This window comes from Sulfuritalea sp., from assembly GCF_031426875.1.
GTDB lineage: Bacteria > Pseudomonadota > Gammaproteobacteria > Burkholderiales > Rhodocyclaceae > Sulfuritalea.
The window spans coordinates 47,756-73,974 of the sequence record NZ_JASJPC010000034.1; the positions used below are offsets into that span (position 1 = coordinate 47,756).

Sequence of the window (26,219 nt, forward strand, 5' to 3'; positions counted from 1 at the left end):
TGCCGCAACGGCTCAGGCGCGCTGCTCGACCCAGCTTCTGACCGAAGCCAGCGCCGCCGGCACGGCGGCCGGATCGGTGCCGCCGGCCTGGGCCATGTCGGGCCGCCCGCCGCCCTTGCCGCCGACCTGCTGGGCGACGAAATTGACCAGTTCGCCGGCCTTGATCCGGCCGGTCAGATCCGCCGTAACGCCGGCGATCAGGCTGACCTTGCCCCCACTGGCGCTGGCCAGCACGATGGCCGCGCTCTTCAGCTTGTCCTTGAGCTTGTCCAGGGTCTCGCGCAGCGCCGTGGCATCGGCGCCTTCCAGATTTGCGGCGAGCACCCGAATCACCAGCCCATTTGCGCCCTTGACGTCCACGGCCTGGTTCACCAGATCGTCGCCCTGTGAGGCGGCGAGCTTGGACTTGAGCCGCGCCAACTCCTTTTCCAGCGCCTTGGCGTGGTCGAGGATCTGCGCCACGCGCGCCGCAGCTTCCGCCGGCTGGGCCTTAAGCTCGGCCGCCACGGCATCGAGCAGCGCCTGCTGCTGCTGCACGCGCAGCACGGCGATGTCGCCGCAGACCGCTTCGATGCGCCGCACGCCGGCCGCGACGCCGGCTTCCATGGCGATCTGGAACAGGCCGATGTCGCCGGTGCGGGCGACATGGGTGCCGCCGCAGAGTTCGCAGGAGCTGCCAATGTCGAGCACGCGCACCTCGTCGCCGTATTTCTCGCCGAACAGCATCATGGCGCCGGTCTTCTGCGCCTCGTCGATCGGCATCACGCGCGAACGGGTCGCCGCATTGGCGATGATCTCGTCATTGACGATGCGTTCGATGCGCAGGATCTCGTCGGCCGTCACCGGCTGGGTGTGGGCGAAGTCGAAACGCGTCTTGTCGGGGTCGACCTGCGAGCCCTTCTGCTGCACGTGGGCGCCGAGCACTTCGCGCAGCGCCTTGTGCATCAGGTGCGTGGCCGAATGGTGGCGCACGGTGCGGGCGCGAGCCAGCGTGTCAACCTTCGCCGTAACGCCATTGCCAACTTTCAGGGTGCCGGTGCGCACCACGCCGTGATGGCCGAAGACGCTGGCCTGAATCTTCTGCGTGTCTTCCACGGCGAAAATGCCGTGCATCGAACGCAGCTCGCCGACGTCGCCGACCTGGCCGCCGGATTCGGCATAGAAAGGCGTGTCGTCGAGCACCACGACGCCGATCTCGCCTTCGACCAGTTCATTGACCGCCGTGCCGTCCTTGTACAGGGCCAGGATGTTGCCTTTGGCTTCCAGCGTCTCATAGCCGTGGAAGGTGGTGGCCGGCCCGGCGTAGTCGAGGTTGGCCGCCATCTTGAACTTGCCGGCGGCGCGCGCCTGCTCTTTCTGCCGCGTCATCGCGGCATCGAAGGCGGCGCCGTCCACGCTCATCTGCCGCTCGCGGCAGATGTCGGCGGTCAGGTCGAGCGGAAAGCCGTAGGTGTCGTGCAGCTTGAATGCGGTTTCGCCATTGAACAGCGTGACGCCGGTTTTCTCCATCAGTTCCAGCTCGGCTTCGAGGATCGCCATGCCGTGCTCGATGGTGGCGAAGAAGCGATCCTCCTCCTGCTTCAGCACGTCCATCACGCGCGTCTTGCCGCTGACCAGTTCCGGGAAGGCTTCGCCCATCTCGGCCACCAGGTCGGGCACCATCCTGTGGAAGAAGGCGCTACGCGCGCCGAGCTTCCAGCCGTGGCGGATGGCGCGGCGGATGATGCGGCGCAGGACGTAGCCGCGTCCCTCGTTGCCGGGGATCACGCCGTCGGCGATGAGGAAGGAACAGGCGCGGATATGGTCGGCCAGCACGCGCAGGCTGGGGCTGTCCATGTCGGCGTCCGAGGTCTCGCGTGCCGCCGCGGCGATCAGCGCCTGGAACAGGTCGATCTCGTAGTTGGCGTGCACGCCCTGCAACACCGCCGAAATGCGCTCCAGACCCATGCCGGTATCGACCGAAGGCTTGGGCAGCGGATGCATGACGCCGGCTTCGTCGCGGTTGAACTGCATGAAGACGTTGTTCCAGATTTCGATGTAGCGGTCGCCGTCCTCGTCCGGGCTGCCGGGAGGGCCGCCGAAGATATGCTCGCCGTGGTCGTAGAAGATCTCGGTGCAGGGGCCGCAGGGGCCGGTGTCGCCCATCATCCAGAAGTTGTCGGAAGCGTAGCGGGCGCCCTTGTTGTCGCCGATGCGGATGACGCGCCCGGCGGGCACGCCGATTTCCTTGGTCCAGATGTCGTAGGCTTCGTCGTCCTCGGCATAGACCGTCACCCACAGCTTGTCCTTGGGCAGCTTGAACACGTCGGTGAGCAGTTCCCAGGCGTAGTTGATCGCCTCGCGCTTGAAGTAGTCGCCGAAGCTGAAGTTGCCCAGCATCTCGAAGAAGGTGTGGTGGCGCGCCGTGTAGCCGACGTTTTCCAGGTCGTTGTGCTTGCCGCCGGCACGCACGCATTTCTGCGAACTCGTGGCACGGCTGTAGCTGCGCTTGTCGAAGCCGAGAAAGACGTCCTTGAACTGGTTCATCCCCGCATTGGTGAATAGCAGCGTCGGATCCTCGTGCGGCACGAGCGAACTGGAGGCGACGATCTGGTGGCCTTTCGAGGCGAAAAAATCGAGGAATTTCTGGCGGATTTCGGAGCTTTTCATGGCGGGAGCGCAGCCTGGGACGCAAAAACACGATTTTACGCGATCACGGGCTTATCCCACCAGGGGACGCCTGCCCGCAAAGCGGATTACCAGGCGTGCAAGGCACCGTCTGCGGCCGAGCGCCGCGGACATAAAAGCCCGCGCGCAGGCGGGCTCCTGGTTGGTACGACCGGCTCACTTCCTCACCGGGCGATCCATCTTGCCGTCGTGATCGCGGTCACGCTGGCGGTCATGCTTTTCCTTTGCAATGTGCCGGCTTTGTACGTTCTCGGCCTGCTTCAGCCGCGCGCGCTCCTTGGCCGTGACCTTGCCGTCGGCCTTGGCCTTGTCTTCCATGGCCTGCACGCGCTCCTGACCTTTCTCCAGGCGGGCCGCTTCCTTGCCGGTCAACTGGCCGGATGCCGCGCCTTGATCGATGCGTTGCTGCTGGTTCGCCTGGCGCTGGTCGATTTTTGGCGTGGCAGTTTGCGCCATGACGGGCAGGGCGAAAGCTGCAAGTACAGCAAGAGCCAGGATGGATGTGCGTTTCATGCGTTTCTCCTTATGTTTGGCATGGGACAACCCCATGCGCAGACTAACGCGGGCAAGACTGCGATGCTGACCGCTGAAATGTAAGAAACGGTAAGCCTCGCTTACATTTCCGATGCGGTCCAAAGGTCGGGCCGATCCGTGATTACGGCATTGACCCCCAGCGCCAACAGGCGCTCGGCATCGTCGCGGCGATTCACCGTGTAACAAGCCAGCGGGAAACCCGCATCGCGCACCTCCCGCAGCGCCGCCGCAGTGAGCGCCCGCGCCGACGCATGCAGGGCCAGCGCACCCGATGCCAGCATGCGCTCGCGCCAGTCGGCGGGAATCGCCTCGACCAGCAGCGCGCGCCGCAGTTGCGGCGCTTCCGCGGCGGCGGCACCCAAGGCCTGCGCGGAGAACGAGGACAACAGGAGCTTGCCCGACGCCGCCGCCGCATGCCGCGCGACGACATCACCCGTCGCCAGCTCCTGGCCGGCGGATGGCTTGATTTCCACATTGGCCCACAAGCCCAGTTCGGCACAGAGCCGCAAGGCGGCATCAAGAGTTGGCGCTGGCTCCCCGGCGAAGGCCGGATGGTGCCGCCTGCCGGCATCGAGTTGCGCCAGCTGCGCGGAACTCATGGCAGCCACGGTGCCGCGCCCCGACGTGGTGCGTTCCAGCGTCTCGTCGTGGATCAGCACCGGCACGCCGTCGGCGCAGAGCATGGCGTCGAACTCGACGCCGCGGCAACCGAGGCGCGCCGCCAGCCGCAGCCCGGCCAGGGTGTTTTCCGGCGCCAGGGCGCCACCGCAACGATGGGCGATGATGCGCGGGTAGATCATCGTTTGCCCGCAGCAGCCGCCTTGGCCGGGGGTGCGATGGCCGCATTGACCCGGCGCACCGCGTTGTCGAGCGCCTCCTTCGCCGCGCGGCCGGTGGTCCAGACGAAGTTCACTTCCTCGCCGAGGAACTCGTGCAGGCGGTCGCGGATCGGGCCGTGCTTGGGCCGCGTACTGCCCTTGCGCGAGACCGAGAGACGCTTTTGCGTCGCGTCCAGCAGTTGCTGCGGCATGCCCGAATCGCGCAGCGCCGTCACCGCCCCCGGCGTCATCGGCAGATAGCTGGTCGCATGTACCCACTCCTTCTGCACCTCGGGGCGCATCAGGAAGCTGATGAAGCTCGCCGCCAGCTTGTACTCCGGCTTCTTGTGTCCGGCCAGCACCCACAGCCCGGCGCCATCGGGCAGGACATCGGCCGGCTTGGGGGCATACACGTCGTCATAATGCGGCAGGGCCGTAACGCCGAAATCGATTCCGGCACGCTTGACATCGGCATAGAGCGACGACTCGCCGGTCAGCAGCGCGCATTCGCCGCTCAGAAAGCGCCGATTGCCTTCGCGTCCCGGTCCCGAATAATGGAAATAGCGGCTCTTCTGCCAGCTCGCCAGCAGGGCCAGATGCTTGACATTGACCATGCCGTTGGCCAGCACCTGCTGCGCGCTTCCCTGCTTGGCGACCAGCGGCTCACCGGCCTGCATCGAGACGTTTTCCGAGTGTATCCAGGCAAAGCGCACGGTGGTCAGGGGGCATTTCTCGCCGTGGTCATAAAGTTCGCCGGCCACCTTCTGCAAATCCAGCCAGGTCTTGATCGGTTGATCCGGATCGAGCCCGGCCTTGCGCATGGCGCTGCGGTTGGTAAACAACACCGGCAGGGCGAGTCCCATGGGCAGCGCCTGGATGCGTCCGCTGGCGTCGTCCGCCGCATCGGCCACCTGCGGATAAAACATCGCGGCATCGAGTTTTTGTCCGCCCTCGCGCATGACCTCGTGCAAAGGGCGGAAGCGCGGCCGGGTGCCGAAAAACTCCATGCTGTCGTCGGGATCGAGCAGGGCGAGATGCGGCAGAACATGCCGATTTTCCAGGCCGCGCGCGTCCTGCAACACCACCCGGCCCTTGCCCTTGAGTCCGTCGTTGAAGCGCAACACCAGCGTTGCCAGGGTATCCAGCGCCTTGCCGTCGAGATCATGGCGCAAGCTGATGTCCTGGGCGCAGACCGAAAATGCCGCGCCGCAGCCGAGCAAAGTCCAGAAAATTCTTCCCATGTGGCAGCCTCTCATGCATGCAAACGAATCCAGTCTATACGCGATCCACGCCAGCCCAAAACGCCGGCCCAACAAACGCCGGCCCAACACATTGCGCCGCCATCGGTTCTCGACTAACCTAGATACACGAGTCAGGCAAGGAGGCGAGGGCCGTTCGAGCCCACCGCGAAAGCACCATGAACAATGCACAACGAATCGCCCTGATCCTTGCAGTGGCCAACCTTGCCCTGCTGCTGATTTTTCCGCCCTACGATTACGTCTCGCTGCAGTACGGCAACATAGCCACCTTCGACGGCTTCTACCTCGTCTTCGGCGTCCATCAGAATCGCGTCATGAACGCGAGCTTCCTCGCCCTTGAGATCATCGTGGTGCTGATCAACACCTGCATCGCCCTGCTCCTGCTGCGCCAGCCGCCGCTAAGGCAGGTCGGGCGTCCGGGCGGCAACAGCCGGCAAAGAGCGGTCCTGGCGCTGGTGGCAATCAACCTGGTGCTGGTGCTCCTGTTTCCGCCCTTCGAATATTTCTCGGCCATCACCAAGGCCGCGCTGCCGACCTTCGAAGGCTTCTATTTCGTGTTTGGCGACAACTCCCTGCGGCAAATGGTGACGCCGATCCTGTATCTCGAAGTAGCCCTGATCCTCATCAATGGCGCGCTGCTCTGGCTGCTGCTCAGGGACAAGACGCCCGAGGAGGTATCGGCAGAGCAGGCCAGGGCCCTGGCGCAACGCGTCCGGGCCACCCAGAAGAAATAGCCCGCGGGCGGAACTCCACCACCGCCGTCGTGCTCCTTCGTCTTGTTTTCGGCGTTTTCTTCGGTATAATCCGCCCCTCTCAAGCGCCCGTAGCTCATCTGGATAGAGTACTTGGCTACGAACCAAGGGGTAGGGAGTTCGAATCTCTCCGGGCGCGCCAGTAAAAAAATCAACGGGTTAGATCGCCTCGATCTAACCCGTTGTTGCTTTCAGGAAGACGTACCGGGAACGTCCTGCCCTCCGGCGAGCAGTCCATGGGCGGCGAAGCCTGGCTCGACCAGCGCCGCACCGCAAACGCCTACACCACGTACTTCAGGATCGCCACGTAATGGCTGACGCTGCCGGCGATAACAAACAGGTGCCAGATGCCGTGGCCGTGAGTGACGCGGGTATCGAGCACATAGAACACGATGCCTATCGTATAGAACAGGCCGCCCGCCGCGAGCCAGGCGAAACCGGGCAGCCCCAGGCTGCGCAGCAGCGGAAGCAGGGCGACCAGGGCCACCCAGCCCATCACGACGTAGATCACCACGGAGCGTATGCGCGCCCCACTGCTCGGCCTCAGCTCCTGCAGGCTGCCGAGGACCGCCAGGCCCCATACCGTGCCAAGCAAGGACCAGCCCCATGGACCGCGCAGCGTCACCAGGCAGAACGGCGTGTAAGTGCCGGCGATGAGCAGATAGATGCTGTGGTGGTCCAGTTTGCGCAGGATGTTCCTGGCGCGCCCGCGCAAGCTGTGATACAGGGTGGAGAAGCTGTAGAGCAGGACCAGCGTCACGCCGTAGATGGAGACGCTCACCACCTTCCACGGATCGCCATCCTGCGTGGCCAGCACGATGAGCACGGCCGCACCCAACAGCGCCAGGATGGCCCCGACGAGATGAGTTACCGCGTTGAATTTTTCGCCGTAGTGCATGTGGCTGGGCGCGCTTCAGATCGAGGGACGATGACCGCCCCAAAGTCCCCGGAATAGGCAGTCCGAACCTCACCGGAGGCGCCCGGACCGCGAAACCAGACGGATATTGTGTTTATCATACCCATTTCAGATAATATATTTTTTAGATGTGAAATATGTCACGGATATGACAAGGTCGATAAGCTAGGATCGACCGATTGGAAAAGTCCAGGGAAAGCAATGCCATGGAACCAGATCTCACATGTTGCACGCTGGACGAGATTCACGCATTCATCAAGAAGGACGCCGCGCAGCGGGATGTCATCTGGCAGGAAAAATATGACCACATCGTTCGGGCCAAGAATGCCAGCTGGCTTTTGTTGCTGGTCGTGGTTTTTTTGCAGGTTTACCTGATCAACGTCATGATCGAGGCAACCAAGCTGGAGACGCGTACCCTGGTAAATACTGCCAGTACCAAGCCAATCGGCTGCCGGCCTTATTTGACGCAACTCTAGCTTAACGCATCCTGCGCGCGCTGCCTTTCCGCCCCTTTTCCCTGGCGCGCTTGCTACCATGACGGGTCGCGGGCGGCCGGAATCCGCCCGAACACGTCGAGGCCGCGCCATGAGTACGCTTGATTTTCTCGTCCGCAGGGACCGTCTGACGACAACCGAACTGCGCGAGACACCCGAGATCCCGCTCGCCGAGGGCCAGATCCGTCTCGGCGTGGACAAGTTCGCGCTGACCGCCAACAACATCACCTATGCCGCCTTCGGCGACGCCCTGAACTACTGGAGTTTCTACCCGGCGCAGGCGGGCTGGGGCCGAATTCCGGTCTGGGGCTTCGGCACGGTGCTCGAATCGGGCTGCCCCGGAATTGCCGTGGGCGAGCGCTTCTACGGCTACTACCCGATGTCGTCGCAGACCGTGCTGCAACCGGTTCGCCTGTCGCCCACGGGATTCTTCGAGGGCGCCGCCCATCGGGCCGCGCTGCATGCGGTGTACAACAGCTATTCACGCTGTGCTGCGGACCCGTTCCACATGGCGCAGACCGAGGACGTCGAGGCCCTGCTGCGACCGCTGTTCATCACCTCCTGGCTGATCGACGATTTTCTCGCCGATCAGGATTATTTCGGCGCCGGCGCCGGTGGCAATGGCGTGGCGCTGCTCTCCAGCGCATCGAGCAAGACCGCCTATGGCACGGCATTTCAACTCGCGCAGCGAACCGGGATACAAGTGATCGGGCTCACTTCCGCCGCCAATAGGGAGTTCGGCAACAGTCTGGGCTGCTATCACCGGGTTCTCACCTACGATGAGCTCGATCACCTGGCGGCGGACATGGCCTGTGTCTTTGTCGATTTCGCAGGCAATGCCGCCCTGCGCAGGGAGATTCATACCCGCTTCGGGAATCTGAAATACAGTTGCTCGGTCGGCGGCACCCATGTCGAGCAACTGGGCGGCGCCAAGGATCTGCCTGGCCCGCGCGCCACGCTGTTTTTCGCCCCCGCGCAAATCAAGAAACGCACTGCCGAGTGGGGAGCACCAGAACTCGGCCAACGCCTGCTGCACGCATGGCAGGCCTTCGTCGGCAAGGTCTGCGATCCGGCTGCGCCGTGGCTGGTGGTGCAGCACCACTCGGGGCCGGATGCGGTCAATGCCGCCTACGCCAGCGTTCTCGGCGGGCGCGGCGACCCACGCACCGGGCACATGCTCTCGCTGGCCCCGATCTCGCCGCTCTGATTCCTGGCGTTCCCCGGCGCACGCGTCACCTTCGGCACCGTCGGAGCCGTCGGCAAACTCGGCACACCCGGCGCATCTTTGCCGCGCGCGCTCCCGATCGCCGATAAACGAGCGTGCGCCAGCGAACGGACCCGCAGGCGGAACCGGCATACCTTGGATCGGCAAGGCAGCGCGGCCGCAGATCTGTTCAGGTAAGCGGTATCCCTAAATCAATCAAAAGGAATTCTCATGAAGTATTCGATCGTTTACTCAGCGGCGCTTGTCGCGCTCAGCTTGAGCGCGTGCGACAGGGCGCCTGTCGTCGTGACGCCTCCCGCAGTGATTGCAGTTCCCGGACCGGCAGGCCCGGCAGGCGCAACAGGCGACACCGGATCGACCGGTGCGACGGGAAGCTCCGGCGCAACGGGCTATACCGGCGCAACCGGTGACACCGGCGCCAAAGGCGCTTCCGGCGCGACCGGATATACCGGAGCAACCGGAGACACCGGGGCTACCGGTGACAAGGGTGCAAAGGGCAATACCGGCGGCGACACCGTGGTGATCGTGCCGGCGCGCTAAGAGCCTTCGAGGCGAACCGTGAACCCAGGTTCATGATTCGCCGGTTCTGAGCCTGCAGGGTTGCAGAGCTGCAGCAGCGTCCCAGTCTGCGACGCGCCAACAAGAAAGCCGGAAATCCTTGCTGTTACTGGATTTTCCGGCCTGGTCTGGAATGCCTAAAACATGTTAATGGTGGAGGTGAGCGGGATCGAACCGCTGGCCTCGACGTTGCGAACGTCGCGCTCTCCCAACTGAGCTACACCCCCATCGAGGGGGCGGATTATAGCAATCGGTCTGCGGCAAGGGAAGCCGCCCTCAGGCCAGGCTCACCTCGTCCAGGGCGCATTTGGTCACGCCAAGGGCCGTGCGCACCACCAGCGGATAGGCATGGCCCAGGTAGCGGCCCACGCCGGCGATGTTGTAACCGACCACGATACCGGGAACGCGGCCCACCAGCACCTCGCGTCCGATGACAAAGCCACGGTTGATGGCGATCGTCACGGCGGATCCGATATCGCCGCCCGCCTGCCCGGCGTCATGCTGGACTTTCCCCGGGTGTGAGCCTTTGCGTTGCTTGACAGCCATGGAGCTCTCCGATTGGCGGAAAACCCGCCTCCGGAAAATTATCGGCCGCTACGGAAAAACTTTAGGCCTGAATGACAATAATGTTTCACCCCTTATTTCGATCCCGCCGCGGCACGGCGCAGGCGATCGGCGACGGCACGCCAGGCATCGTCGAGGGGCGGTGTAGCGACGAGGATCACGTCGCAGGCCAGCGCATCCAGTTCGCGCAACCGCGCGTACAGGTCGTGGGCGAATTGCTCGGGAGCGGCGCCGGCGGCGCGCCAGACGAGGTTTTCGTGATCGAAGTCGAGCGGCTGCGAGGACAGCACGGCGACGCGGCCGCCGCCGGCCAGCGCCTGGCGCGCCCTTGCGGCGAGTTCCGCCGCGGCGACCAGTTGCAGCGACGCGCGCGGCGCGTAGTGGGCTTCGAGGCTGCCCGAGACCCGCGGTGCATCGGGCTTGCCGCCGAAAACAGGGACAAGGCCGAGAACCCTGCCGATGGCGGCGGCATCGAGCATGCCGGGGCGCAGAATGCGCGGCTCGCCGGCGGACAGGTCGAGGATGGTCGATTCGATACCGACCGCGCAGGGACCGCCGTCGAGAATCAGCGCGACGGCGTCGCCGAGTTCCTCGCGCACGTGCTCGGCCGTGGTCGGGCTGACGTGGCCGAAACGATTGGCCGAAGGCGCCGCCAATCCACCACCACTCGCACCACCACTCGCACCGCCGAACTCACGCAACAACTGCAGCGCCAGCGGATGATTCGGCACCCGCAGGCCGACCGTGTCCTGGCCGCCGGTGATGGCATCGAGCACATCGGGATGGCGCTTCAGGATCAGCGTCAGGGGGCCGGGCCAGAAGGCGGCCGCCAGCCTGTGCGCCGCCTCGGGAATGTCCACGGCCCAGCGGTCGAGATGCGAGGCGTCCGCCAAATGGACGATCAGCGGATGGTCGGCGGGCCGCCCCTTGGCGGCGAAAATCCTGGCGATGGCCTGCGGATTGCGGGCATCGGCGCCGAGGCCATAGACGGTCTCGGTAGGAAAGGCGACCAGTTCGCCGGCACGCAGCAGGGCCGCCGCGCGGGATACGTCATTCATCGGCGCCTCTCCGCCGGACCGCCCCAAGGAAAGGTCGGCCATGACATTGGAGCGAAGCGAACCAAAGTCACTCCCTTCCCTGTGCAGGAGGCTGGGGGGAAGGCTCGTCCTGGATGCCTATGAGTCGCCGTGCCGCCAGCGCCAACTCTTGCACCTGCTGTGCGTCGCTGCCGATCACCGTAAAGTGGCCCATCTTGCGCCCCGGGCGGGCGTGGTGTTTGCCATAGAGATGCAGCTTGAGGTTCGGCACGGCCAGAAGCTGCGCCCAGTCCGGCTCGTGGCTGTGCTGCGGATCGCGCCGATACCAGAGGTCGCCGAGCAGGTTCACCATGACCGCGGCGGAATGCGCCCGCGCCTCGCCCAGCGGCAGTCCGGCGAGCGCCCGCACCTGCTGCTCGAACTGGTTGCTGACGCAGGCATCGATCGTGTAATGCCCGGAGTTATGCGGCCGCGGCGCCATTTCGTTGACCAGCAGTTGCCCGCGCACGACGAAGAACTCGACAGCCAGGGTGCCGACATAGCCCATTTCCTGGGCGATGCCCTCGGCGATTTCCTGGGCCTTATTTGGCAACTGAGCGGCCATGGATCCCGTGGTGCGCGCCGGCACCATGGAGACATCGAGTATGCCGTGGCGATGGCTGTTCTCGGCAACGGGGAAACACTTCACCCGGCCCGCCTCGTCGCGCGCGAGGACCACCGAAACCTCGTAATCGAGCGCCAGCATCTGCTCCAGCACGCAGGGCTCGTTCTTCAGTTGGCGCAAGGCCAGCAACGCCTCCTCGCGATCCGCGACCCGCAGCTGCCCCTTGCCGTCATAGCCGAAGCGGGCCACCTTGAGAATGCCCGGGAACAGGCCCGCATTGGCCTGCACGATGTCCGCTTCGCTGCGTATGTCGGCGTAGGGCGCGTGGGGGAAACCGTGCTGCTTGAGAAAGCCCTTCTCGGCGCTGCGGTTCTGGCTGATGGCGACGGCGGCAGCCGAGGGCCGTACCGGCAGGAACTTGGACAGGTAGGCGAGGCTGCCGGAGGGCACGTTCTCGAATTCGGTGGTCACCGCGGCGCAGGACTCCGCCATCTGGTTCAGCGCATCCTCGTCGTCGTACTCAGCCACCAGATGCTGGTCGGCAATGCGTCCCGCCGGGCTCTGCGCGTCCGGATCGAGCACCACCACGCGATAGCCCAACTCGTGGGCGGCAATGACGAAAAAGCGGCCCAACTGGCCGCCACCGAGCATGCCCAGCGTGGCAGGTGGCAAAATCATTGCATCAGAACTTATGAAGAAATCGTAGCGAGCGGACCGCAGCGGGGTGCGGCCGGAGCACAGCTACCGGAGCGTATGTGGTTATACGCGAGGATAGCGAGCACCGCCCAAGCCCCGATCCGGTACGCGCAGTAGATTTATTCACAAGTTCTCAGCGCTTGATGGCGCGATAGCCTATGTCGCGCCGACACTGCATGCCGTCGAACAGGATCGGGTCGAGCACTTCGTAGGCGCGCTTTTGCGCGGCCTTGACGTTGTCGCCCAGCGCCGTGACGCAAAGCACGCGCCCGCCGGCTGTGACCACCTCGCCGTTCCTTTCCGCGGTGCCGGCGTGAAACACGTGGCTGTCGGCGCTGGGCGCCGGCAGGCCGTGAATCACGTCGCCCTTGCGTGGGGTCTCGGGATAATTGGCGGCGGCCATGACCACGCCGAGCGCGACGCGGCGGTCCCATTCGGCCTCGACCTCGTTGAGGCGGCCGTCGATCGCGGCGTCCACCAGTTCGACGAAATTGCCCTTCAGCCGCATCATGATCGGCTGGGTTTCGGGATCACCCATGCGACAGTTGAATTCGAGCACGCGCAAGCTGCCGTCGGGCTTGATCATCAGGCCGGCATAGAGAAAACCGGTGTAGACGATGCCGTCCGCGGCCATGCCGTTGATGGTCGGCATGATCACTTCGCGCATGACGCGGCCGTGAATTTCCGGCGTCACCACCGGCGCCGGCGAATAGGCGCCCATGCCGCCGGTGTTCGGCCCCAGATCGCCGTCCTTGAGCCGCTTGTGGTCCTGGCTGGTGGCCAGCGCCAGTGCATGGCGGCCGTCGGCCATGACGATGAAACTGGCTTCCTCGCCGTCGAGGAACTCCTCGATCACGACGCGGGCGCCCGCATCGCCCAATTTGTTGTCGGCCAGCATCATGTCCACCGCGGCGCGGGCCTCGGCGACATCCATCGCCACCACGACGCCCTTGCCTGCCGCCAGGCCGTCGGCCTTGATCACGATCGGCGCGCCCTCGGCATCGAGGTAGGCGTGAGCCGCCTTGGCATCGGCAAAGGTGCGGAATTTGGCCGTCGGAATGTTGTGCCGGGTCATGAAGCGTTTGGCGAAATCCTTCGAGCTCTCCAACTGCGCGGCGGCCTTGGTCGGCCCGAAGATACGCAGGTTGCGGGCGCGGAAAACATCGACGATGCCGGCCGCCAGCGGCGCTTCGGGACCCACCACGGTGGCATGGACTTTTTCGCGCTGGACCCAGCCGGCCAGCGCGTCGATGTCGCTGAGCGGCAGGTTTTCCAGCTCGTGTTCGCGCGCCGTGCCGGCATTGCCGGGCGCGACATAGACCTTCTGCAGACCCGGCGCCTGAGCCAGGCGCCAGGCCAGTGCATGCTCGCGACCACCGGAACCGACCACCAGTATTTTCATGAAAAAACCTTTTCAGCCACAGAGATCACAGAGAACACAGAGGAAAGACAGGAGAAGGTTTTCTCGGTGATCTCTGTGTCCTCTGTGGCAAACGGGTTTCAATGCCGGAAATGGCGGAAGCCGGTGAACACCATGGCCAGGTTCTGCTCGTCGGCCGCGGCGATAACCTCGGCATCGCGCACCGAGCCGCCGGGCTGGATCACGGCCGTGGCGCCGGCCTTGGCCAAGACGTCGAGACCATCGCGGAAGGGGAAGAAGGCATCCGATGCGGCGACCGAACCGACCACGGTCAGGCCGTTGTTCTCGGCCTTGATCGCGGCAATGCGGGCGGAATCGACGCGGCTCATCTGGCCGGCGCCGACGCCGACGGTCATCGCGTCCTTGCAATACACGATGGCATTCGACTTCACGTACTTGGCAATGCGCCAGGCGAACAGCAGGTCGCTCATCTCGGCCGGGGTCGGCGCGCGCTTGGTCACCACCTTGATCTCGGCCGCGGTGATGCGCGCATCGTCGGCGCTTTGCACCAGCAGGCCGCCGCCGACGCGCTTGTAATCCAACTGGCCGGCGGTGCGGCCCGCATTGGCCGGCAGGGGCACCACCAGCACGCGCAGGTTCTGCTTGGCAGCGAATACGGCGCGCGCCTCGGCGGTGATCTCGGGGGCGATGATGACTTCGGCGAACTGGCCGGCGACGGCTTCGGCCGTAACCTTGTCGATGGTGCCGTTGAAGGCGATGATGCCGCCAAAGGCCGAGGTCGGATCGGTCTTGAACGCCTTGCGGTAAGCCTCTTCGACGCTGCGGGCCGTCGCCACGCCGCAGGGATTGGCGTGCTTGACGATGACGCAGGCGATTTCGCCGTCGAAGGCCTTGACGCATTCCCAGGCGGCATCGGAGTCGGCGATGTTGTTGTAGCTGAGTTCCTTGCCCTGCAATTGCTGGTAGCTGGCGATGCTGCCCGAAACCGCGAGGTTGCCACCAGCGGTTTCGCGGTAGAACGCCGCCTGCTGATGCGGATTCTCGCCGTAGCGCATGGTGTCCACCTTGTCGAAGGCCAGTTGCAGCCTTTCGGGGAAGGCGCCGGGCTTGTTGTTCTCGTCGAGCGAGGTCAGCCAGTTGGCGATCGCCGAGTCGTAGCGCGCGGTGTGGGTGAAGGCTTTTTTCGCCAGGGTGAAGCGCGTCTTGTAGGACAGCGCGCCGCCGGCCTTGAGTTCGTCGAGTATCGGCGCGTAATCCTCGGGGTCGGTGATCACACCGACGCCGCCCTGTTCGTTGCCGTGGTTCTTCGCTGCGGCGCGGACCATGGTCGGGCCGCCGATGTCGATGTTCTCGATCGCGTCGTCGAGCGTGCAGCCGGGCTTGGCCACCGTCTCGCGGAAGGGATAGAGATTCACCACCACCAGGTCGATCGGCGCGATGCCGTGCTCGGCCATGACAGCCAGATGCTCCGGCAGGTCGCGGCGACCGAGGATGCCGCCATGCACCTTGGGATGCAGGGTCTTGACGCGGCCGTCGAGCATTTCGGGGAAGCCGGTGTAGTCGGAGACGTCGGTGACGTCGAGCCCGGCATCGCGCAGCAACTTGGCGGTGCCGCCGGTGGACAGAAGCTTGATGCCGAGCTGGGCAAGGCCGCGGGCGAAATCCACCGTACCGCGCTTGTCGGAAACGCTGATGAGTGCCTGTGTGACTTTATTCATGAAAACCCCGGGAAAGTTAAAGCAATTCGTGTTCGACCAGCATGCGGCGCAAGGTGCCGCGACTGATGCCCAGCATGTCGGCGGCGATGGTCTGGTTGCCTGCCGCCTGCTTCATGACCACTTCCAGCATCGGCCGCTCGACGCACTTCAACACCATGTCATAGACGGCATGCGGCGCCTGGCCGTCGAGGTCGCGAAAATAACGATTGAGGCTGCGCCGCACGCAGTCGGTGATTTCGCTGCTCATGCGGCCTTCATTGCCTGGTCGCGATCTTCATAAAGCAGGCGCTCGTTTGCCGCGGCGTGGCCGAGGAAGAACTCGTCGGCGGCGTCGAGCTGCTCGCCGACGGTCTGCAACTGATTCATGGCATGGCGAAAGTTGGCCGACCCGATCAGCCCCTTGGTGTACCAGCTGATGTGCTTCCTGGCGATGCGCACGCCGGTCACTTCGCCGTAGAAACCGTAGAGCTCGGTCAGGTGGCCGCGCAGGATGCGGTGGATCTCTTCCACGCGCGGCGGTGCCAATTCCTGGCCGGTCGCCAGGAAATGTTCGATCTCGCGGAACAGCCAGGGCTTACCCTGCGCGGCGCGGCCGATCATGACGCCGTCGGCGCCGGTGTAGTCGAGAACAAAGCGCGCCTTGTGCGGCGTGTTGATGTCGCCGTTGGCGATCACCGGAATGTTCACCTGCGACTTGACCAGGGCAATCGTGTCGTATTCCGCCTCACCCATGTACTGGTCGGCGCGCGTGCGGCCGTGGATGGCGATCGCCCGGATGCCGGATTCCTCGGCGATGCGCGCGATGCGCGGCGCATTCCTGTTGTCGCGGTTCCAGCCGGTGCGGAACTTGAGCGTCACCGGCGTATCCGGCACGGCCGCCACCACCGCTTCGAGGATTTTCGCCACCAACGGCTCGTTCTGCATCAGCGCCGAGCCGGCCATGACGTTGCAGATCTTCTTCGCCGGGCAGCCCATGTTGATGTCGATGATCTGCGCGCCGTTGTCGGCGTTGTAGCGCGCGGCCTGAGCCATCATGGCCGGATCGGCACCGGCGATCTGCACCGAGATCGGATCGACCTCGCCCGCGTGCTCGGCGCGGCGCCGGGTCTTGGCGCTGCCGTAGAGCAAGGAATTGGAGGTGACCATTTCGGAGACCGCGAGCCCCGCGCCGAGCTTTTTGCACAGCTGGCGGAACGGACGATCGGTGACCCCGGCCATGGGCGCGACAAACAGATTGTTGCGCAACTGAAAGCCGAGGAAGTCCATGTCGGAAAGGGAATGCGGTCGGGAAGGCCGCGATTTTAGCGCAAAGCGCGCCGGGGGTAATTCAGGCTTTTTATTGAAGTGTCGACATTCAAGGCCAGGCCCGCGCGCCAAAAATCATGCGCTTGGCGACGAAGCTGCGCAGCGGCGGCAGCAGGTCGAGCGCCAAAAGTCCGGCGCCCCGCGCATGCTTCAAGGGCCCGAAGTCGGAGCCGAAGCTGTCGATCAACAGGTCGGTGAAACCGATCGCGCCGCGCCGGTCGACCTGCCGTCCGCGCGCATAGGCGGCAAGCACCTCGGGCGCCCCCGGATCGGCGGCCGCGCCCAGCACCTGGGCGAGTTCCCAGATGTCGCGCAGGGCCAGGTTGAAGCCCTGTCCGGCCACCGGATGCAAGGTCTGCGCGGCATTGCCCAGCCATACCTGGCGCGCGTCGACCGTCTCCGGGCGGTAGCGCAGGCCGAGAGGATAGGCGGTGCGCGGACTGGCGGAAGTGAAGCGGTGACGCGTGCCGAAGCGCTGCTGCAGCAGTGCGAGAAAACCCGCATCGTCCAGCGCCATGACCTCGGCCAGGATCCCGTCGGCACAAGTCAGCACCACGGCGTAGTCGCGGCCCAGCGGCAGCAGGGCGACCGGGCCTTCACCGGTGAAGCGCTCCCAGGCGACATTGCGATGCGCGGCGGCGACGCCGACGGTGCATAGCACGGCGTGCTGGCCGTAATCGCGCCTCTTGCCGGCAGCGGGATCGACGACGCCCTCGGCAAACGCGGTCAGGGAAAAATGCATGTCCCCGGCAAGGCCTGGGACGGTATCCGTTGCGGACGCCGTGTCGCCAGCACCAACTCTCGTGTTCTCGCGATAGGCGATGCCGGCAGCGCTCACGGCGGTGTCGAGGGCGGCAATCAGATCGCTCGCCGCGAGCACCCAGCCCAAGGCCGGCAGATCGAGTTCCTCGGCGCGCAGGAGGCTGCGGCCAAAGCCGCCGCGCTGCGAGATGTGTATGGTGGTGATCGGCGTCGCGGTCAGTCCGGACCAGACGCCGAGCCAGTCGAGTATCTGCCGCGCCCCATCGGACAGCGCCAGCACGCGCACATCGTGGCGCACGGCTGCGCGTTCGCGGGCCTCGAAGATTTCGGCGTCGATACCGTGGAGCTTCAGCGCCAAAGCCAGCGCCATCCCCGCCGGCCCGCCGCCGACAATTGCGACCGCTCGGTTGCAATTGTCGGCGGCGGAGCCGCGAACTAGAGCGCCTTCCCCCCGTCCCCCTTCCCGCGGAAGGGGGCGATTGTTCCGGCTCGCTGCGCTCGAAGTGTCAGCTGTTGCCACGGGCATCCCGCATCAGGGCTTCGATGTCGGCGATGGTCTTCGGCGCGGCAAGGGTGATGATCTCGCAGCCGCCGGCCGTCACCACGGCGTCGTCCTCGATGCGCACGCCAATGTTCCAGAAGGCCGCCGGCACGTCGTCGGCGGGGCGGATGTAGCAGCCGGGCTCGACGGTCAGCACCATGCCCGGCGCCAGCGGCGCCCAGTGTTCGCCTTCCTTGTATTCACCGGCGTCGTGCACATCCTTGCCGAGCCAGTGGCTGGTGCGGTGCATGAAGAAGCGCTTGTAACTTTCGGACTCGATCACGCCGTCGAGCGAACCCGACAACAGATGCAGGTCGATCATGCCCTGGGCCAGCACCTTCAGCGCCGCCTCGTGCGGCTCGACGAAGGTGGCGCCGGGCCGCACCGCGGCTATCGCCGCCGCCTGCGCGGCCAGCACCAGCGCATAGACATCGGCCTGCGGCCCGCTGAAGCGGCCGCCGACCGGAAAGCTGCGCGTGATGTCGGAGGCATAGCCGCCGAGCTCGCCGCCGGCATCGATCAGCAGCAGCTCGCCGTCCTTCAGGACCTGGTCGTTGCCGACGTAATGCAGTACGCAGGCATTCGCCCCGCCGGCGACGATCGAGGTATAGGCCGGGTACTCGCAGCCGTGACGACGGAACTCGTGCAGCAATTCGGCCTCGACTTCATACTCGAAGCGGCCCGGTGCGACAAAGCGCATGGCACGGATGTGGGCACCGGTGGAAATCTCGGCGGCGCGACGCATCACCGCAAGCTCGGTCGCATCCTTGACCAGGCGCATCGTATCGAGTTCGGCACGCACATCGCGGATCGTGGCCGGGGCGCGCTTGCCGGTCCGGCTCTCGGCGCGCAGCTTGTTCAGCGCGACGGCGATGCGGCCATCCCAGCCGGCATCGTGGCCGATGGAATACCAGAGGGCCGGCTGATCGGTCAGCAGTTCCACCAGTTTGGCGTCGAGTTCGCCGACGGCATGCGCGGCATCGAAGCCGAATACCTCGCGGGCGCCTTCCGGGCCGTGGCGGAACCCGTCCCAGATTTCCCGCTCGAGATTCTTTTCACGGCAGAACAGTATCGATTGCGGCGCCGCATCGCCGCGACCGACCGCGATCACCAGCACCGCCTCCGGCTCGATGAAGCCGGTCAGGTACTGGAAATAGCTGTCGGCGCGATAGGGGAACTGCGTGTCGCGATTGCGCGTCTGCTCGGGCGCGGTGGGGATCACGGCGATGCCGCCACCGCCGCGCGTCATGCGTTCGATCAGCAAGAGTCGGCGCTGGCGATACGCCTCGAAGGGATTCCCGGTGGGCGGTGGCGATGGTTCCATCGGTCGATTATATGTCCCCGCGCGTAGGCGCCGGGGACGGAGCTTTGCACGCCGGGGCTTCCGCTTCGCGGGCCGGCGTCCCCTGGTGGGATAGCGAGCGCAGTTCCTGGTCCAGTTCCGCCAGGCGTTGCGGGGTGCCGACATCGACCCAGCGGCCGCCGTGAAGTTCCCCGGAGACGCGTCGCGCGGCCATCGCGGCGCGCAGCAGCGGGGCCAGTTTCGCCGATTGGCCGCGCGCAATCCCGGCGAAAATCTGCGGGCGATAGACGCCGATGCCGGAGAAAGTGCAACTCTGCGCGTCGCGGCCGGCCGTCGCGATGTCGACCGCGACTTCACGCCCGCGCAACGCGAAATCACCCGATGGATGATGCGGCGGATTCGGCACCAGCACCAGATGCGCCAGATCGCCGGGCGCAAGCGCATTGCTGGCGCGTGACACGTCCCAGTCGCACCAGATGTCGCCGTTGATGACCAGGAAGGGCTCGTCATGCCCCAGCAAGGGCAATGCGTTGGCAATGCCGCCGGCCGTCTCCAGCGCGCCTTCGGGTTCCGCCGAATAGCGAATGGATACGCCCCAGCGCGCGCCATCGCCCAGCGCCGCCTCGATCTGCGCGCCAAGATGGGCGTGATTGATCACCACCTCGCGCAACCCGGCCCCAGCCAGCCGTTCCAGGTGCCAGGCGATCAGCGGCTTGCCGCCCACTTCCAGCAGCGGTTTCGGCGTAAGGTCGGTCAGCGGCCGCATGCGTTCGCCGCGTCCCGCAGCCAAGATCATTGCTCTCATTGGGCGCGGACCAACCGACTACTCGCGGCGCCCGCCGAGGCTTCCCGCGTCCATCGTGTAGCCCAGCACGGTGACCTTGTCCTCGATCCGGTCGAGCAGTTTGCGCAGCGGCGAAAGTTCGCCGTAGCGCTCGCAGGCCTTGCGCAGGTAGCGCGCCACCAGCGGCAGGTCCTTGAGGTAGCCGTCCTTGCCGTCGCGGTGGTAGAGACGGGCAAAAATGCCCAGCACCTTGAGGTGGCGCTGCACGCCCATCCATTCATAGCCGCGGAAGAACTCGCCGAAATCGGCGGCGACCGGCAACCCGGCCTTGCGTGCCTGTTCCCAGTAGCGCACCAGCCAGTCGAGCGCGAGATCTTCGTCCCACTCGACATAGGCATCCTTCAGCAGCGAGACCATGTCATAGCTGAGCGGGCCGTACACGGCATCCTGAAAATCGATGATACCCGGATTGCCGGCGCCGGACGGAGCGATGCGCATCAGGTTGCGCGAGTGATAGTCACGATGGACGAAGACCTTCGGCTCGGCCAGATTCACGGCGAGGATGCGCCCGAATACGCTTTCCAGAGCCTGTCTCTCGCTGTCCGAGAGAACTATTCCGTGGTGCTTTGCGAGAAACCATGCGGGGAACAGATCGAGCTCCCGCCGCAACAGTGCCGCGTCATAATCGGGCAAGACGCCGGGGCGGCTCGCCAGCTGGATTTTCACCAGCGCGGCAATCGCATCGGCATAGAGCGGGGCCGCATTGTCGGCGTCGAGCGCCTGCAGGTAGGTTGCATCGCCGAGGTCCGACAACAGCAGGAAGCCACGCCCGATATCCTGTGCCAGAACCTCGGGGACATGGGCTCCGGCCGCCCGGAACAGCTGCTGCACATGCAGCCAGGGCCGGCAGTCCTCGTTGGCCGGCGGCGCATCCATGACGATGCGCGTCGTGCCGTCGCTCAGCCTGGCACGAAAATAACGGCGAAAACTGGCATCGGCCGAGGCCGGCGCCAGCGTGAAACCGTGCCCCGGCCACATCGCGGCCAGCCACGTCCTGATCTGTTCCTGACGTTCCATAGGCAAGATGCGGGAAAAGGCGCAAAAGCTTTGTCGGGCAGCGCGTTCCGCGGGCATGAAGTGTTAGAATTTGCGATTCTAGCATCGGCCGACAACGGCTTCTCCGGCATGCAGTGCGCGTAGTTTGGGCCTGCCTTGTTCCGTCACCGCTGCGCCAACTCACCGATACGGCATGTCTCAATCGCATCGCGGACAATTCGGCCCCGTTTCACTGCTTGTCCTGCTGGCGCTTCCCGCGGGCTCCGTGGCGGCGGAACCGTTGCCGCCCTTGCGCGTCAATCCGGCCCTGCTCGGAGCGGGCACGCCGCCACCGGCCGCGCCCGCCAGTGCCGAACCGGTCGCCGCGGCAAAGCCTCCGGCCCCCGCCGCGGTGCCGGTCGAGCCGGCGCCGACGAAGCCTGTCGATCTGACCACCGAGCAATCCCGCAGCGCGACTTTATCCGCGCCGCCATCTGCGCCGGCCCGCGTGGCCCCGCCGGCACAGCCGGCTGCGCCGACTGCGACCAGTCCCAAGACAAGCCCTGCCGCACCCGCGCCAGCGCCCGCCCCCATTCCAGCACCGCTGGCCATCGCTGAAGCGCCGCGTCGTTCGCCCGAGCCGCAGCCGCAAGTCGCGACGCAACCGGAAGCGATCCAGAAGCCCCAGGAGCCGCCGCAGGTTGTCGAACGCGCGGTCCTGCCGCCGCTCTACTCGGCCCATGTCGCCGCAGGAGAATTGCCGGAGCCCAGGCTGCAGGCTTCCACAGTGGTCTTGCCCCATCTCAAGCAAGCGGGGGAACTGCTGCCGACCTTCATCGCGGCTGACCAGATCGCCGGCAGGAAGGATGTCGAAGTGGTCGCCGACGGCGACGTTGAACTGCGCAAACGCAACTCGATTCTGCAGGCCGACCGCCTGACCTACTGGCAGGAAACGGACGAGGTCGAAGCCGCCGGCAACGTGCGTCTTTCGCGCGATGGCGATCGCGTGCAGGGTCCCAAGATGCGCATGAAGATGGACGACAGCACGGGATACTTCGAGCAACCCGAATACAGCATCCGCCGCATCAAGACCGGATCGGCCGCCACGCTATGGACCGGCACCGAGCCGCGCCCATCGGCGGATCTCACTACCGGCCAGGGTTCGGCCGCGCGCATGGAGTTCGAGGGTGAAGGCAAGTATCGCCTCACCGACGCCACCTACAGCACCTGCACGCCGCCGGCCGGCAAGGACCCCGACTGGTTCGCGCGCACCACCGACTTGCGCCTCGACTACGAAACCGAGCAGGGCACGGCGCGCAACGCCACGCTGTACTTCAAGGGCACGCCCATCCTCTACTCGCCCTGGTTGAGTTTCTCGCTCAACAACGAGCGCAAGAGCGGACTGCTGACCCCCACCTTCGGGTCCACCAGCAGCGGCGGCGTCGAGTTCACCCAGCCCTTCTACTGGAACCTCGGGCCGAACATGGATGCGACGATTGCGCCGCGCATCATGGCCAAGCGCGGCACCTTGTGGAACGGCGAGTACCGCTATCTGCAACCGACCTACAGCGGGGAGATGCAGGGAAAATATCTGCCCAACGACAAGCTGGTGCACACGCGGCGATATTCCTATTCGCTGGCCCACCGCCAGACCCTGGCCTACGGCGTCGGCGCAACGCTGGATCTCAACGGCGCCTCTGACGGCACCTATTTCAGCGATCTGGCGAGCGGTTCCAGCCTGATTTCCCAGACCAACCTGCTGCGCCAGGGCACGCTCAGCTACGGTGGCGGCTGGTGGTCGGCCAACCTGCTGGCGCAGAGCTACCAGACCCTGCAGGATCCTTCCCTGCCCGCGGTGATCGAGCCCTACCGGCGCCTGCCGCAGGTGACGGTCGGCGCCAACCGCAGCGACCTGCCGTTCGGCATGAATTTCGCCTTCAGCGGCGAGCACGTCAACTTCCGCAGTCCGACACAGGTCGAAGGGCGGCGCTTCATCTTGTATCCGCAGCTCTCGCTGCCCTTGCAGACCGAGATCCTGAGCATCACGCCCAAGATCGGCCTGCATGCCACGCGCTACGACCTGGACCGCCAGGCCGCCGGAACACCACAGAAGATCAGCCGCAGCCTGCCGATATTCAGTGTCGACTCGGGGGTGACGTTCGAACGCGACGTGGACTGGCTCGGCGCGGCCCTGACGCAAACGCTCGAGCCGCGCCTCTACTACCTGTATGTGCCGGTGCGCGACCAGAGCCAGATCCCGGTGTTCGACAGCGCGGCAACGGGATTCGATTTCGCGCAGATTTTCGCCGAGAACCGTTATGGCGGCGGCGACCGGATCGGCGACGCGAACCAGGCCACGGTCATGCTGACGTCCCGACTGCTGGATCCCTTGACCGGCGCCGAAACCATGCGCGCCGCCTTCGGCCAGCGTTTCTATTTCAGCACGCAGAACGTCGGCCTGCCCGGCGAGGTGCTGCGCAGCGATCGCCAGACCGATTTCCTCGGCTCCTTCTCCGGGCGCATCCTGGCCAAGACCTATGCCGACGTCGGCGTCCAGTACAACCCGCGGCTGAACCAGATGGAGCGCATCAACATCGGCGGGCGCTACCAGCCCGAAGCCGGCAAGGTGTTGAATGCCGGCTACCGCTACACCCGCGACCAGCCCGGCCAGGTCGGTCTCGGCCAGATCGACATCTCCGGCCAATGGCCCTTGTTCGGCGGCTGGCATGCGGTGGGACGCTTCAACTACTCGACCAAGGACCGGCGCATGATCGAATCCGTCGCCGGCCTCGAATACGATGGCGGCTGCTGGATCGGGCGCGTCGTCATGCAGCGCCTGGCCACGCAGACCCAGCAATCGAACACCGCGCTGTTTTTCCAGCTCGAGTTGAACGGTTTCGCGCGCGTCGGATCGAACCCACTCGATATTCTCAAACGCAACGTGCCCGGCTACGGTCTGATCAACCAGCAGGGCACCGACGCCCCATTGACCACGCCATGATCTTCCGCATCCTGCTGCTTTGCCTGTTCTCCTGGCTATCCCTGGTTTCAGCGCACGCCCAGACCCGGCGCGCGCAACCGCTGGAGATCGACCGCATCATTGCCGTGGTCAACGAAGAAGCCATAACCGCCTTTGAACTGCGCGCCCGGCAGGCCACCGTCGAACGCCAGCTGCGTGGACAGAACGTGCAGCTGCCGCCGCGCGAGGTACTCGAAAAGCAGTTGCTCGAACGCATGATCACCGATCGCGTGCAACTGCAATTCGCCCGGGAAACCGGCCTGCGCATTTCCGACATCGAACTCGATGCCGCCATGCGGCGCATCGCCGAGGGCAACCGCATGTCATTGCAGGATTTCCGCGCCGCACTGGAAAAGGACGGTATCGTCTGGTCCAAGTTCCGCGAAGAAATCCGCGAGGAGATCGTGCTCTCGCGCCTGCGCGACCGCGAGGTGGAAAGTCGCATCGTGGTGTCCGACGGCGAGATCGACAACTACCTGGCGAATCCGGACCAGGGCGCCGAAATGGGCAACGCCGAAGTGCAGACGGCGCACATCATCCTGCGGGTGCCGGAACAGGCAACACCGGATCAGTTGATGCGCATCGGCGCCCGCGCACAGGCCGCGCTCGACCAGTTGCGCCGCGGCGAAAGCTTTGCCAAGGTGGCCGCCAGCTATTCGGATGCTCCCGACGGGCTCACCGGCGGCCTCATGGGTGCCCGGCCGCTCGACCGCCTGCCGGCGCTCTACGCCGATGCCATCAGGAAGCTCAAGCCCGGCGAGGTCAGCGACATCCTGCGCAGCCCGGCCGGCTTCCACATCGTCAAGCTCATCGACAAGCAGGGTGGCAGCGGCGTCAAGACCGGCGTGGCGCTGAAGCAGACGCGTGCCCGGCACGTCCTGATCAAAGTTAACGAACTCGTCTCCGAAGCCGAGGCACGGCGCAAGCTGGTCGTGCTCAAAGAAAGGCTCGACAACGGCGCCGATTTTGCCGAACTGGCGCGCCTCAATTCCAACGACCTGTCCGCCACCAAGGGCGGCGATCTGGGCTGGTTGTATCAGGGCGACACCGTCCCCGACTTCGAGAAGGCGATGGACGCACTGAAGATCAACCAGATCAGCGAGCCGGTGCAATCGCCTTTCGGCTTTCACCTGATCCAGGTGCTGGAGCGTCGCACCGAAGATGCCACCGCCGAGCGTCAGCGGCTCAGCGCGCGGCAGGTGCTGCGCGAGCGCAAGGCCGACGAGGCATACCAGGACTGGGTCCGGCAAATGCGCGACCGCGCCTATGTCGAATACCGCAGCGAAGAACGCTAGTCGTTCACTGCCGCCGGTGATTGCGGTCACCTCCGGCGAACCCGCGGGAATCGGACCGGACATCTGCCTGCGCTTGGCCGAGCGCGCATGGCCGGCACGGCTGGTGGTGCTGGGCGACCGCGATCTGCTGGCGGCGCGCGCGCAACAGCTTGGCGTGAACGCCGAGCGCATCGAGATCCGCCATGTGCCGCTGCGAAAGTTGGCGCTGGCGGGACGGCTCGATGCCGCCAATGCGCGCTACGTGCTGGATATCCTCGATGCTGCGCTGGCCGGATGTGTCGCCGGCGACTATGCGGCGATGGTCACGGCCCCGGTGCATAAGGGCGTCATCAACGACGCCGGCATCGCCTTCAGCGGCCATACCGAATACCTGGCCGAACATACGGCAACGCCGCGCGTGGTGATGATGCTGGCCGGCGCGGGCTTACGCGTCGCGCTGGCGACCACGCATCTGGCCTTGAAGGACGTCCCGGCCGCGATCACGCGCGACGAACTGGAAACCACGATCCGCATACTCCATGCCGATCTGCGCAGCAAGTTCGGCATCGCCGCGCCGCGCATCCTCGTCGCGGGGCTCAACCCGCATGCCGGCGAAGGCGGCCACATGGGCCGCGAGGAAATCGAGGTCATCGCGCCTGTGCTGGACAAGCTGCGTGCGGGAGGCATGAATCTGATCGGCCCTCTGCCGGCGGATACGCTGTTCACCCGGAATGTGCTGGCCGGCTCCGATGCGCAACTGGCGATGTATCACGACCAGGGCCTCGCCGTGCTCAAGTACGCGGCCTTCGACGAAGGCATCAACGTCACGCTCGGCCTGCCTGTCATCCGCACCTCGGTCGACCACGGCACCGCGCTGGATCTCGCCGGCACGGGAAAGGCCTCGGCGACCAGCCTGTTTGCCGCGATCGACGCGGCGATCGACATGGCGCAACGCCGACGGGGCGAGGGCTGA

Annotated in this window: 23 protein-coding genes and 2 tRNA genes; 8 read left to right on the forward strand and 17 right to left on the reverse strand. The window is 65.4% G+C overall.

Going from position 1 to position 26,219, the window contains the following annotated elements:
• Window positions 1-12: 12 nt before the first annotated feature.
• From alaS to RMO95_RS15760, 4 genes are all read right to left on the reverse strand, one after another.
• Complete coding sequence (gene alaS, locus RMO95_RS15745) at window positions 13-2,649, reverse strand: alanine--tRNA ligase (RefSeq protein WP_310451596.1); 2,637 nt, start codon at window positions 2,647-2,649, stop codon at window positions 13-15.
• Between the two features lie 174 nt (window positions 2,650-2,823).
• Window positions 2,824-3,180: a hypothetical protein gene (locus RMO95_RS15750; RefSeq protein ID WP_310451597.1), complete on the reverse strand. Its 357-nt coding sequence runs from the start codon at window positions 3,178-3,180 to the stop codon at window positions 2,824-2,826.
• A gap of 101 nt (window positions 3,181-3,281) precedes the next feature.
• On the reverse strand, window positions 3,282-4,001 hold the full coding sequence (gene ugpQ / locus RMO95_RS15755) for a glycerophosphodiester phosphodiesterase (protein WP_310451598.1): 720 nt from the start codon (window positions 3,999-4,001) through the stop codon (window positions 3,282-3,284).
• Entirely contained in the window at window positions 3,998-5,260 is a 1,263-nt protein-coding gene (locus RMO95_RS15760; RefSeq protein ID WP_310451599.1) for an extracellular solute-binding protein, read from the reverse strand. Before RMO95_RS15760 ends, ugpQ begins: the two co-directional genes overlap by 4 nt.
• A 176-nt stretch (window positions 5,261-5,436) precedes the next feature.
• Here RMO95_RS15760 and RMO95_RS15765 point away from each other — a divergent pair, with 176 nt between their 5' ends.
• Together RMO95_RS15765 and RMO95_RS15770 are read left to right on the forward strand one after the other, a co-directional pair.
• Window positions 5,437-6,012: a hypothetical protein gene (locus RMO95_RS15765; protein WP_310451600.1), complete on the forward strand. Its 576-nt coding sequence runs from the start codon at window positions 5,437-5,439 to the stop codon at window positions 6,010-6,012.
• A gap of 83 nt (window positions 6,013-6,095) precedes the next feature.
• A tRNA-Arg gene (locus tag RMO95_RS15770) sits at window positions 6,096-6,172 on the forward strand.
• Between the two features lie 138 nt (window positions 6,173-6,310).
• Here the strand turns inward: RMO95_RS15770 and trhA are convergent.
• On the reverse strand, window positions 6,311-6,928 hold the full coding sequence (gene trhA, locus RMO95_RS15775; protein ID WP_310451601.1) for a PAQR family membrane homeostasis protein TrhA: 618 nt from the start codon (window positions 6,926-6,928) through the stop codon (window positions 6,311-6,313).
• Window positions 6,929-7,152: 224 nt separating this feature from the next.
• Here trhA and RMO95_RS15780 point away from each other — a divergent pair, with 224 nt between their 5' ends.
• The 3 genes from RMO95_RS15780 (at window position 7,153) to RMO95_RS15790 (ending at window position 9,205) form a co-directional block, all read left to right on the forward strand.
• Window positions 7,153-7,422 (forward strand): hypothetical protein, encoded by a 270-nt coding sequence (locus RMO95_RS15780; RefSeq protein ID WP_310451602.1) that lies wholly within the window; start codon window positions 7,153-7,155, stop codon window positions 7,420-7,422.
• 109 nt (window positions 7,423-7,531) lie between these two features.
• Window positions 7,532-8,647: a DUF2855 family protein gene (locus RMO95_RS15785; RefSeq protein WP_310451603.1), complete on the forward strand. Its 1,116-nt coding sequence runs from the start codon at window positions 7,532-7,534 to the stop codon at window positions 8,645-8,647.
• Window positions 8,648-8,875: 228 nt separating this feature from the next.
• Window positions 8,876-9,205 (forward strand): hypothetical protein, encoded by a 330-nt coding sequence (locus RMO95_RS15790; RefSeq protein WP_310451604.1) that lies wholly within the window; start codon window positions 8,876-8,878, stop codon window positions 9,203-9,205.
• A 169-nt stretch (window positions 9,206-9,374) separates the two neighbouring features.
• Here RMO95_RS15790 and RMO95_RS15795 read toward each other — a convergent pair.
• The 12 genes from RMO95_RS15795 to RMO95_RS15850 form a co-directional block, all read right to left on the reverse strand.
• Window positions 9,375-9,450: transfer RNA gene (locus tag RMO95_RS15795), tRNA-Ala, on the reverse strand.
• A gap of 49 nt (window positions 9,451-9,499) precedes the next feature.
• Entirely contained in the window at window positions 9,500-9,769 is a 270-nt protein-coding gene (locus tag RMO95_RS15800) for a hypothetical protein (RefSeq protein WP_310451605.1), read from the reverse strand.
• 92 nt (window positions 9,770-9,861) lie between these two features.
• Window positions 9,862-10,845: an L-threonylcarbamoyladenylate synthase gene (locus RMO95_RS15805; RefSeq protein WP_310451606.1), complete on the reverse strand. Its 984-nt coding sequence runs from the start codon at window positions 10,843-10,845 to the stop codon at window positions 9,862-9,864.
• A 67-nt stretch (window positions 10,846-10,912) separates the two neighbouring features.
• Complete coding sequence (locus RMO95_RS15810) at window positions 10,913-12,106, reverse strand: 5-(carboxyamino)imidazole ribonucleotide synthase (protein ID WP_310451607.1); 1,194 nt, start codon at window positions 12,104-12,106, stop codon at window positions 10,913-10,915.
• A 151-nt stretch (window positions 12,107-12,257) separates the two neighbouring features.
• Window positions 12,258-13,526: a phosphoribosylamine--glycine ligase gene (gene purD / locus RMO95_RS15815; RefSeq protein WP_310451608.1), complete on the reverse strand. Its 1,269-nt coding sequence runs from the start codon at window positions 13,524-13,526 to the stop codon at window positions 12,258-12,260.
• A 98-nt stretch (window positions 13,527-13,624) separates the two neighbouring features.
• On the reverse strand, window positions 13,625-15,223 hold the full coding sequence (gene purH / locus RMO95_RS15820) for a bifunctional phosphoribosylaminoimidazolecarboxamide formyltransferase/IMP cyclohydrolase (RefSeq protein WP_310451609.1): 1,599 nt from the start codon (window positions 15,221-15,223) through the stop codon (window positions 13,625-13,627).
• A 16-nt stretch (window positions 15,224-15,239) separates the two neighbouring features.
• Window positions 15,240-15,470 (reverse strand): helix-turn-helix domain-containing protein, encoded by a 231-nt coding sequence (locus RMO95_RS15825; RefSeq protein ID WP_310451610.1) that lies wholly within the window; start codon window positions 15,468-15,470, stop codon window positions 15,240-15,242.
• Window positions 15,467-16,489 (reverse strand): tRNA dihydrouridine synthase DusB, encoded by a 1,023-nt coding sequence (dusB, locus tag RMO95_RS15830; RefSeq protein WP_310451611.1) that lies wholly within the window; start codon window positions 16,487-16,489, stop codon window positions 15,467-15,469. Before dusB ends, RMO95_RS15825 begins: the two co-directional genes overlap by 4 nt.
• Window positions 16,490-16,577: 88 nt before the next feature.
• Window positions 16,578-17,684, reverse strand: a complete 1,107-nt coding sequence (locus RMO95_RS15835) for an FAD-dependent monooxygenase (protein ID WP_310451658.1) — start codon at window positions 17,682-17,684, stop codon at window positions 16,578-16,580.
• Window positions 17,685-17,796: 112 nt separating this feature from the next.
• On the reverse strand, window positions 17,797-19,155 hold the full coding sequence (locus tag RMO95_RS15840; protein ID WP_310451612.1) for an aminopeptidase P N-terminal domain-containing protein: 1,359 nt from the start codon (window positions 19,153-19,155) through the stop codon (window positions 17,797-17,799).
• A gap of 7 nt (window positions 19,156-19,162) precedes the next feature.
• Window positions 19,163-19,939 carry an N-acetylmuramate alpha-1-phosphate uridylyltransferase MurU gene (gene murU / locus RMO95_RS15845; RefSeq protein ID WP_310451613.1) on the reverse strand — a complete coding sequence of 259 codons (777 nt, stop codon included), beginning with the start codon at window positions 19,937-19,939 and terminating at the stop codon, window positions 19,163-19,165.
• Between the two features lie 18 nt (window positions 19,940-19,957).
• Complete coding sequence (locus RMO95_RS15850) at window positions 19,958-20,995, reverse strand: aminoglycoside phosphotransferase family protein (protein WP_310451614.1); 1,038 nt, start codon at window positions 20,993-20,995, stop codon at window positions 19,958-19,960.
• Between the two features lie 172 nt (window positions 20,996-21,167).
• Here RMO95_RS15850 and RMO95_RS15855 point away from each other — a divergent pair, with 172 nt between their 5' ends.
• From RMO95_RS15855 to pdxA, 3 genes are read left to right on the forward strand one after another with little or no spacing between them, the layout of a single operon-like run.
• Window positions 21,168-23,954: an LPS-assembly protein LptD gene (locus RMO95_RS15855; RefSeq protein WP_310451615.1), complete on the forward strand. Its 2,787-nt coding sequence runs from the start codon at window positions 21,168-21,170 to the stop codon at window positions 23,952-23,954.
• Window positions 23,951-25,267 carry a peptidylprolyl isomerase gene (locus RMO95_RS15860; protein WP_310451616.1) on the forward strand — a complete coding sequence of 439 codons (1,317 nt, stop codon included), beginning with the start codon at window positions 23,951-23,953 and terminating at the stop codon, window positions 25,265-25,267. Before RMO95_RS15855 ends, RMO95_RS15860 begins: the two co-directional genes overlap by 4 nt.
• On the forward strand, window positions 25,239-26,219 hold the full coding sequence (gene pdxA, locus RMO95_RS15865; RefSeq protein ID WP_310451617.1) for a 4-hydroxythreonine-4-phosphate dehydrogenase PdxA: 981 nt from the start codon (window positions 25,239-25,241) through the stop codon (window positions 26,217-26,219). The genes RMO95_RS15860 and pdxA overlap by 29 nt, the downstream gene beginning before the upstream one ends.

Excerpts from the sequence above, each read along its gene's own strand:
- RMO95_RS15800 (WP_310451605.1), bottom strand. The coding sequence starts at position 9,769 with ATGGCTGTCAAGCAACGCAAAGGCTCACACCCGGGGAAAGTCCAGCAT.
- RMO95_RS15765 (WP_310451600.1), top strand. The coding sequence starts at position 5,437 with ATGAACAATGCACAACGAATCGCCCTGATCCTTGCAGTGGCCAACCTT.
- RMO95_RS15840 (WP_310451612.1), bottom strand. The coding sequence starts at position 19,155 with ATGGAACCATCGCCACCGCCCACCGGGAATCCCTTCGAGGCGTATCGC.
- RMO95_RS15855 (WP_310451615.1), top strand. The coding sequence starts at position 21,168 with ATGTCTCAATCGCATCGCGGACAATTCGGCCCCGTTTCACTGCTTGTC.
- RMO95_RS15850 (WP_310451614.1), bottom strand. The coding sequence starts at position 20,995 with ATGGAACGTCAGGAACAGATCAGGACGTGGCTGGCCGCGATGTGGCCG.
- RMO95_RS15825 (WP_310451610.1), bottom strand. The coding sequence starts at position 15,470 with ATGAGCAGCGAAATCACCGACTGCGTGCGGCGCAGCCTCAATCGTTAT.
- RMO95_RS15790 (WP_310451604.1), top strand. The coding sequence starts at position 8,876 with ATGAAGTATTCGATCGTTTACTCAGCGGCGCTTGTCGCGCTCAGCTTG.
- RMO95_RS15810 (WP_310451607.1), bottom strand. The coding sequence starts at position 12,106 with ATGATTTTGCCACCTGCCACGCTGGGCATGCTCGGTGGCGGCCAGTTG.
- dusB (WP_310451611.1), bottom strand. The coding sequence starts at position 16,489 with ATGGACTTCCTCGGCTTTCAGTTGCGCAACAATCTGTTTGTCGCGCCC.
- ugpQ (WP_310451598.1), bottom strand. The coding sequence starts at position 4,001 with ATGATCTACCCGCGCATCATCGCCCATCGTTGCGGTGGCGCCCTGGCG.
- trhA (WP_310451601.1), bottom strand. The coding sequence starts at position 6,928 with ATGCACTACGGCGAAAAATTCAACGCGGTAACTCATCTCGTCGGGGCC.
- RMO95_RS15760 (WP_310451599.1), bottom strand. The coding sequence starts at position 5,260 with ATGGGAAGAATTTTCTGGACTTTGCTCGGCTGCGGCGCGGCATTTTCG.
- murU (WP_310451613.1), bottom strand. The coding sequence starts at position 19,939 with ATGAGAGCAATGATCTTGGCTGCGGGACGCGGCGAACGCATGCGGCCG.
- RMO95_RS15750 (WP_310451597.1), bottom strand. The coding sequence starts at position 3,180 with ATGAAACGCACATCCATCCTGGCTCTTGCTGTACTTGCAGCTTTCGCC.
- RMO95_RS15860 (WP_310451616.1), top strand. The coding sequence starts at position 23,951 with ATGATCTTCCGCATCCTGCTGCTTTGCCTGTTCTCCTGGCTATCCCTG.
- purD (WP_310451608.1), bottom strand. The coding sequence starts at position 13,526 with ATGAAAATACTGGTGGTCGGTTCCGGTGGTCGCGAGCATGCACTGGCC.
- purH (WP_310451609.1), bottom strand. The coding sequence starts at position 15,223 with ATGAATAAAGTCACACAGGCACTCATCAGCGTTTCCGACAAGCGCGGT.
- RMO95_RS15780 (WP_310451602.1), top strand. The coding sequence starts at position 7,153 with ATGGAACCAGATCTCACATGTTGCACGCTGGACGAGATTCACGCATTC.
- RMO95_RS15805 (WP_310451606.1), bottom strand. The coding sequence starts at position 10,845 with ATGAATGACGTATCCCGCGCGGCGGCCCTGCTGCGTGCCGGCGAACTG.
- RMO95_RS15785 (WP_310451603.1), top strand. The coding sequence starts at position 7,532 with ATGAGTACGCTTGATTTTCTCGTCCGCAGGGACCGTCTGACGACAACC.
- alaS (WP_310451596.1), bottom strand. The coding sequence starts at position 2,649 with ATGAAAAGCTCCGAAATCCGCCAGAAATTCCTCGATTTTTTCGCCTCG.
- pdxA (WP_310451617.1), top strand. The coding sequence starts at position 25,239 with ATGTCGAATACCGCAGCGAAGAACGCTAGTCGTTCACTGCCGCCGGTG.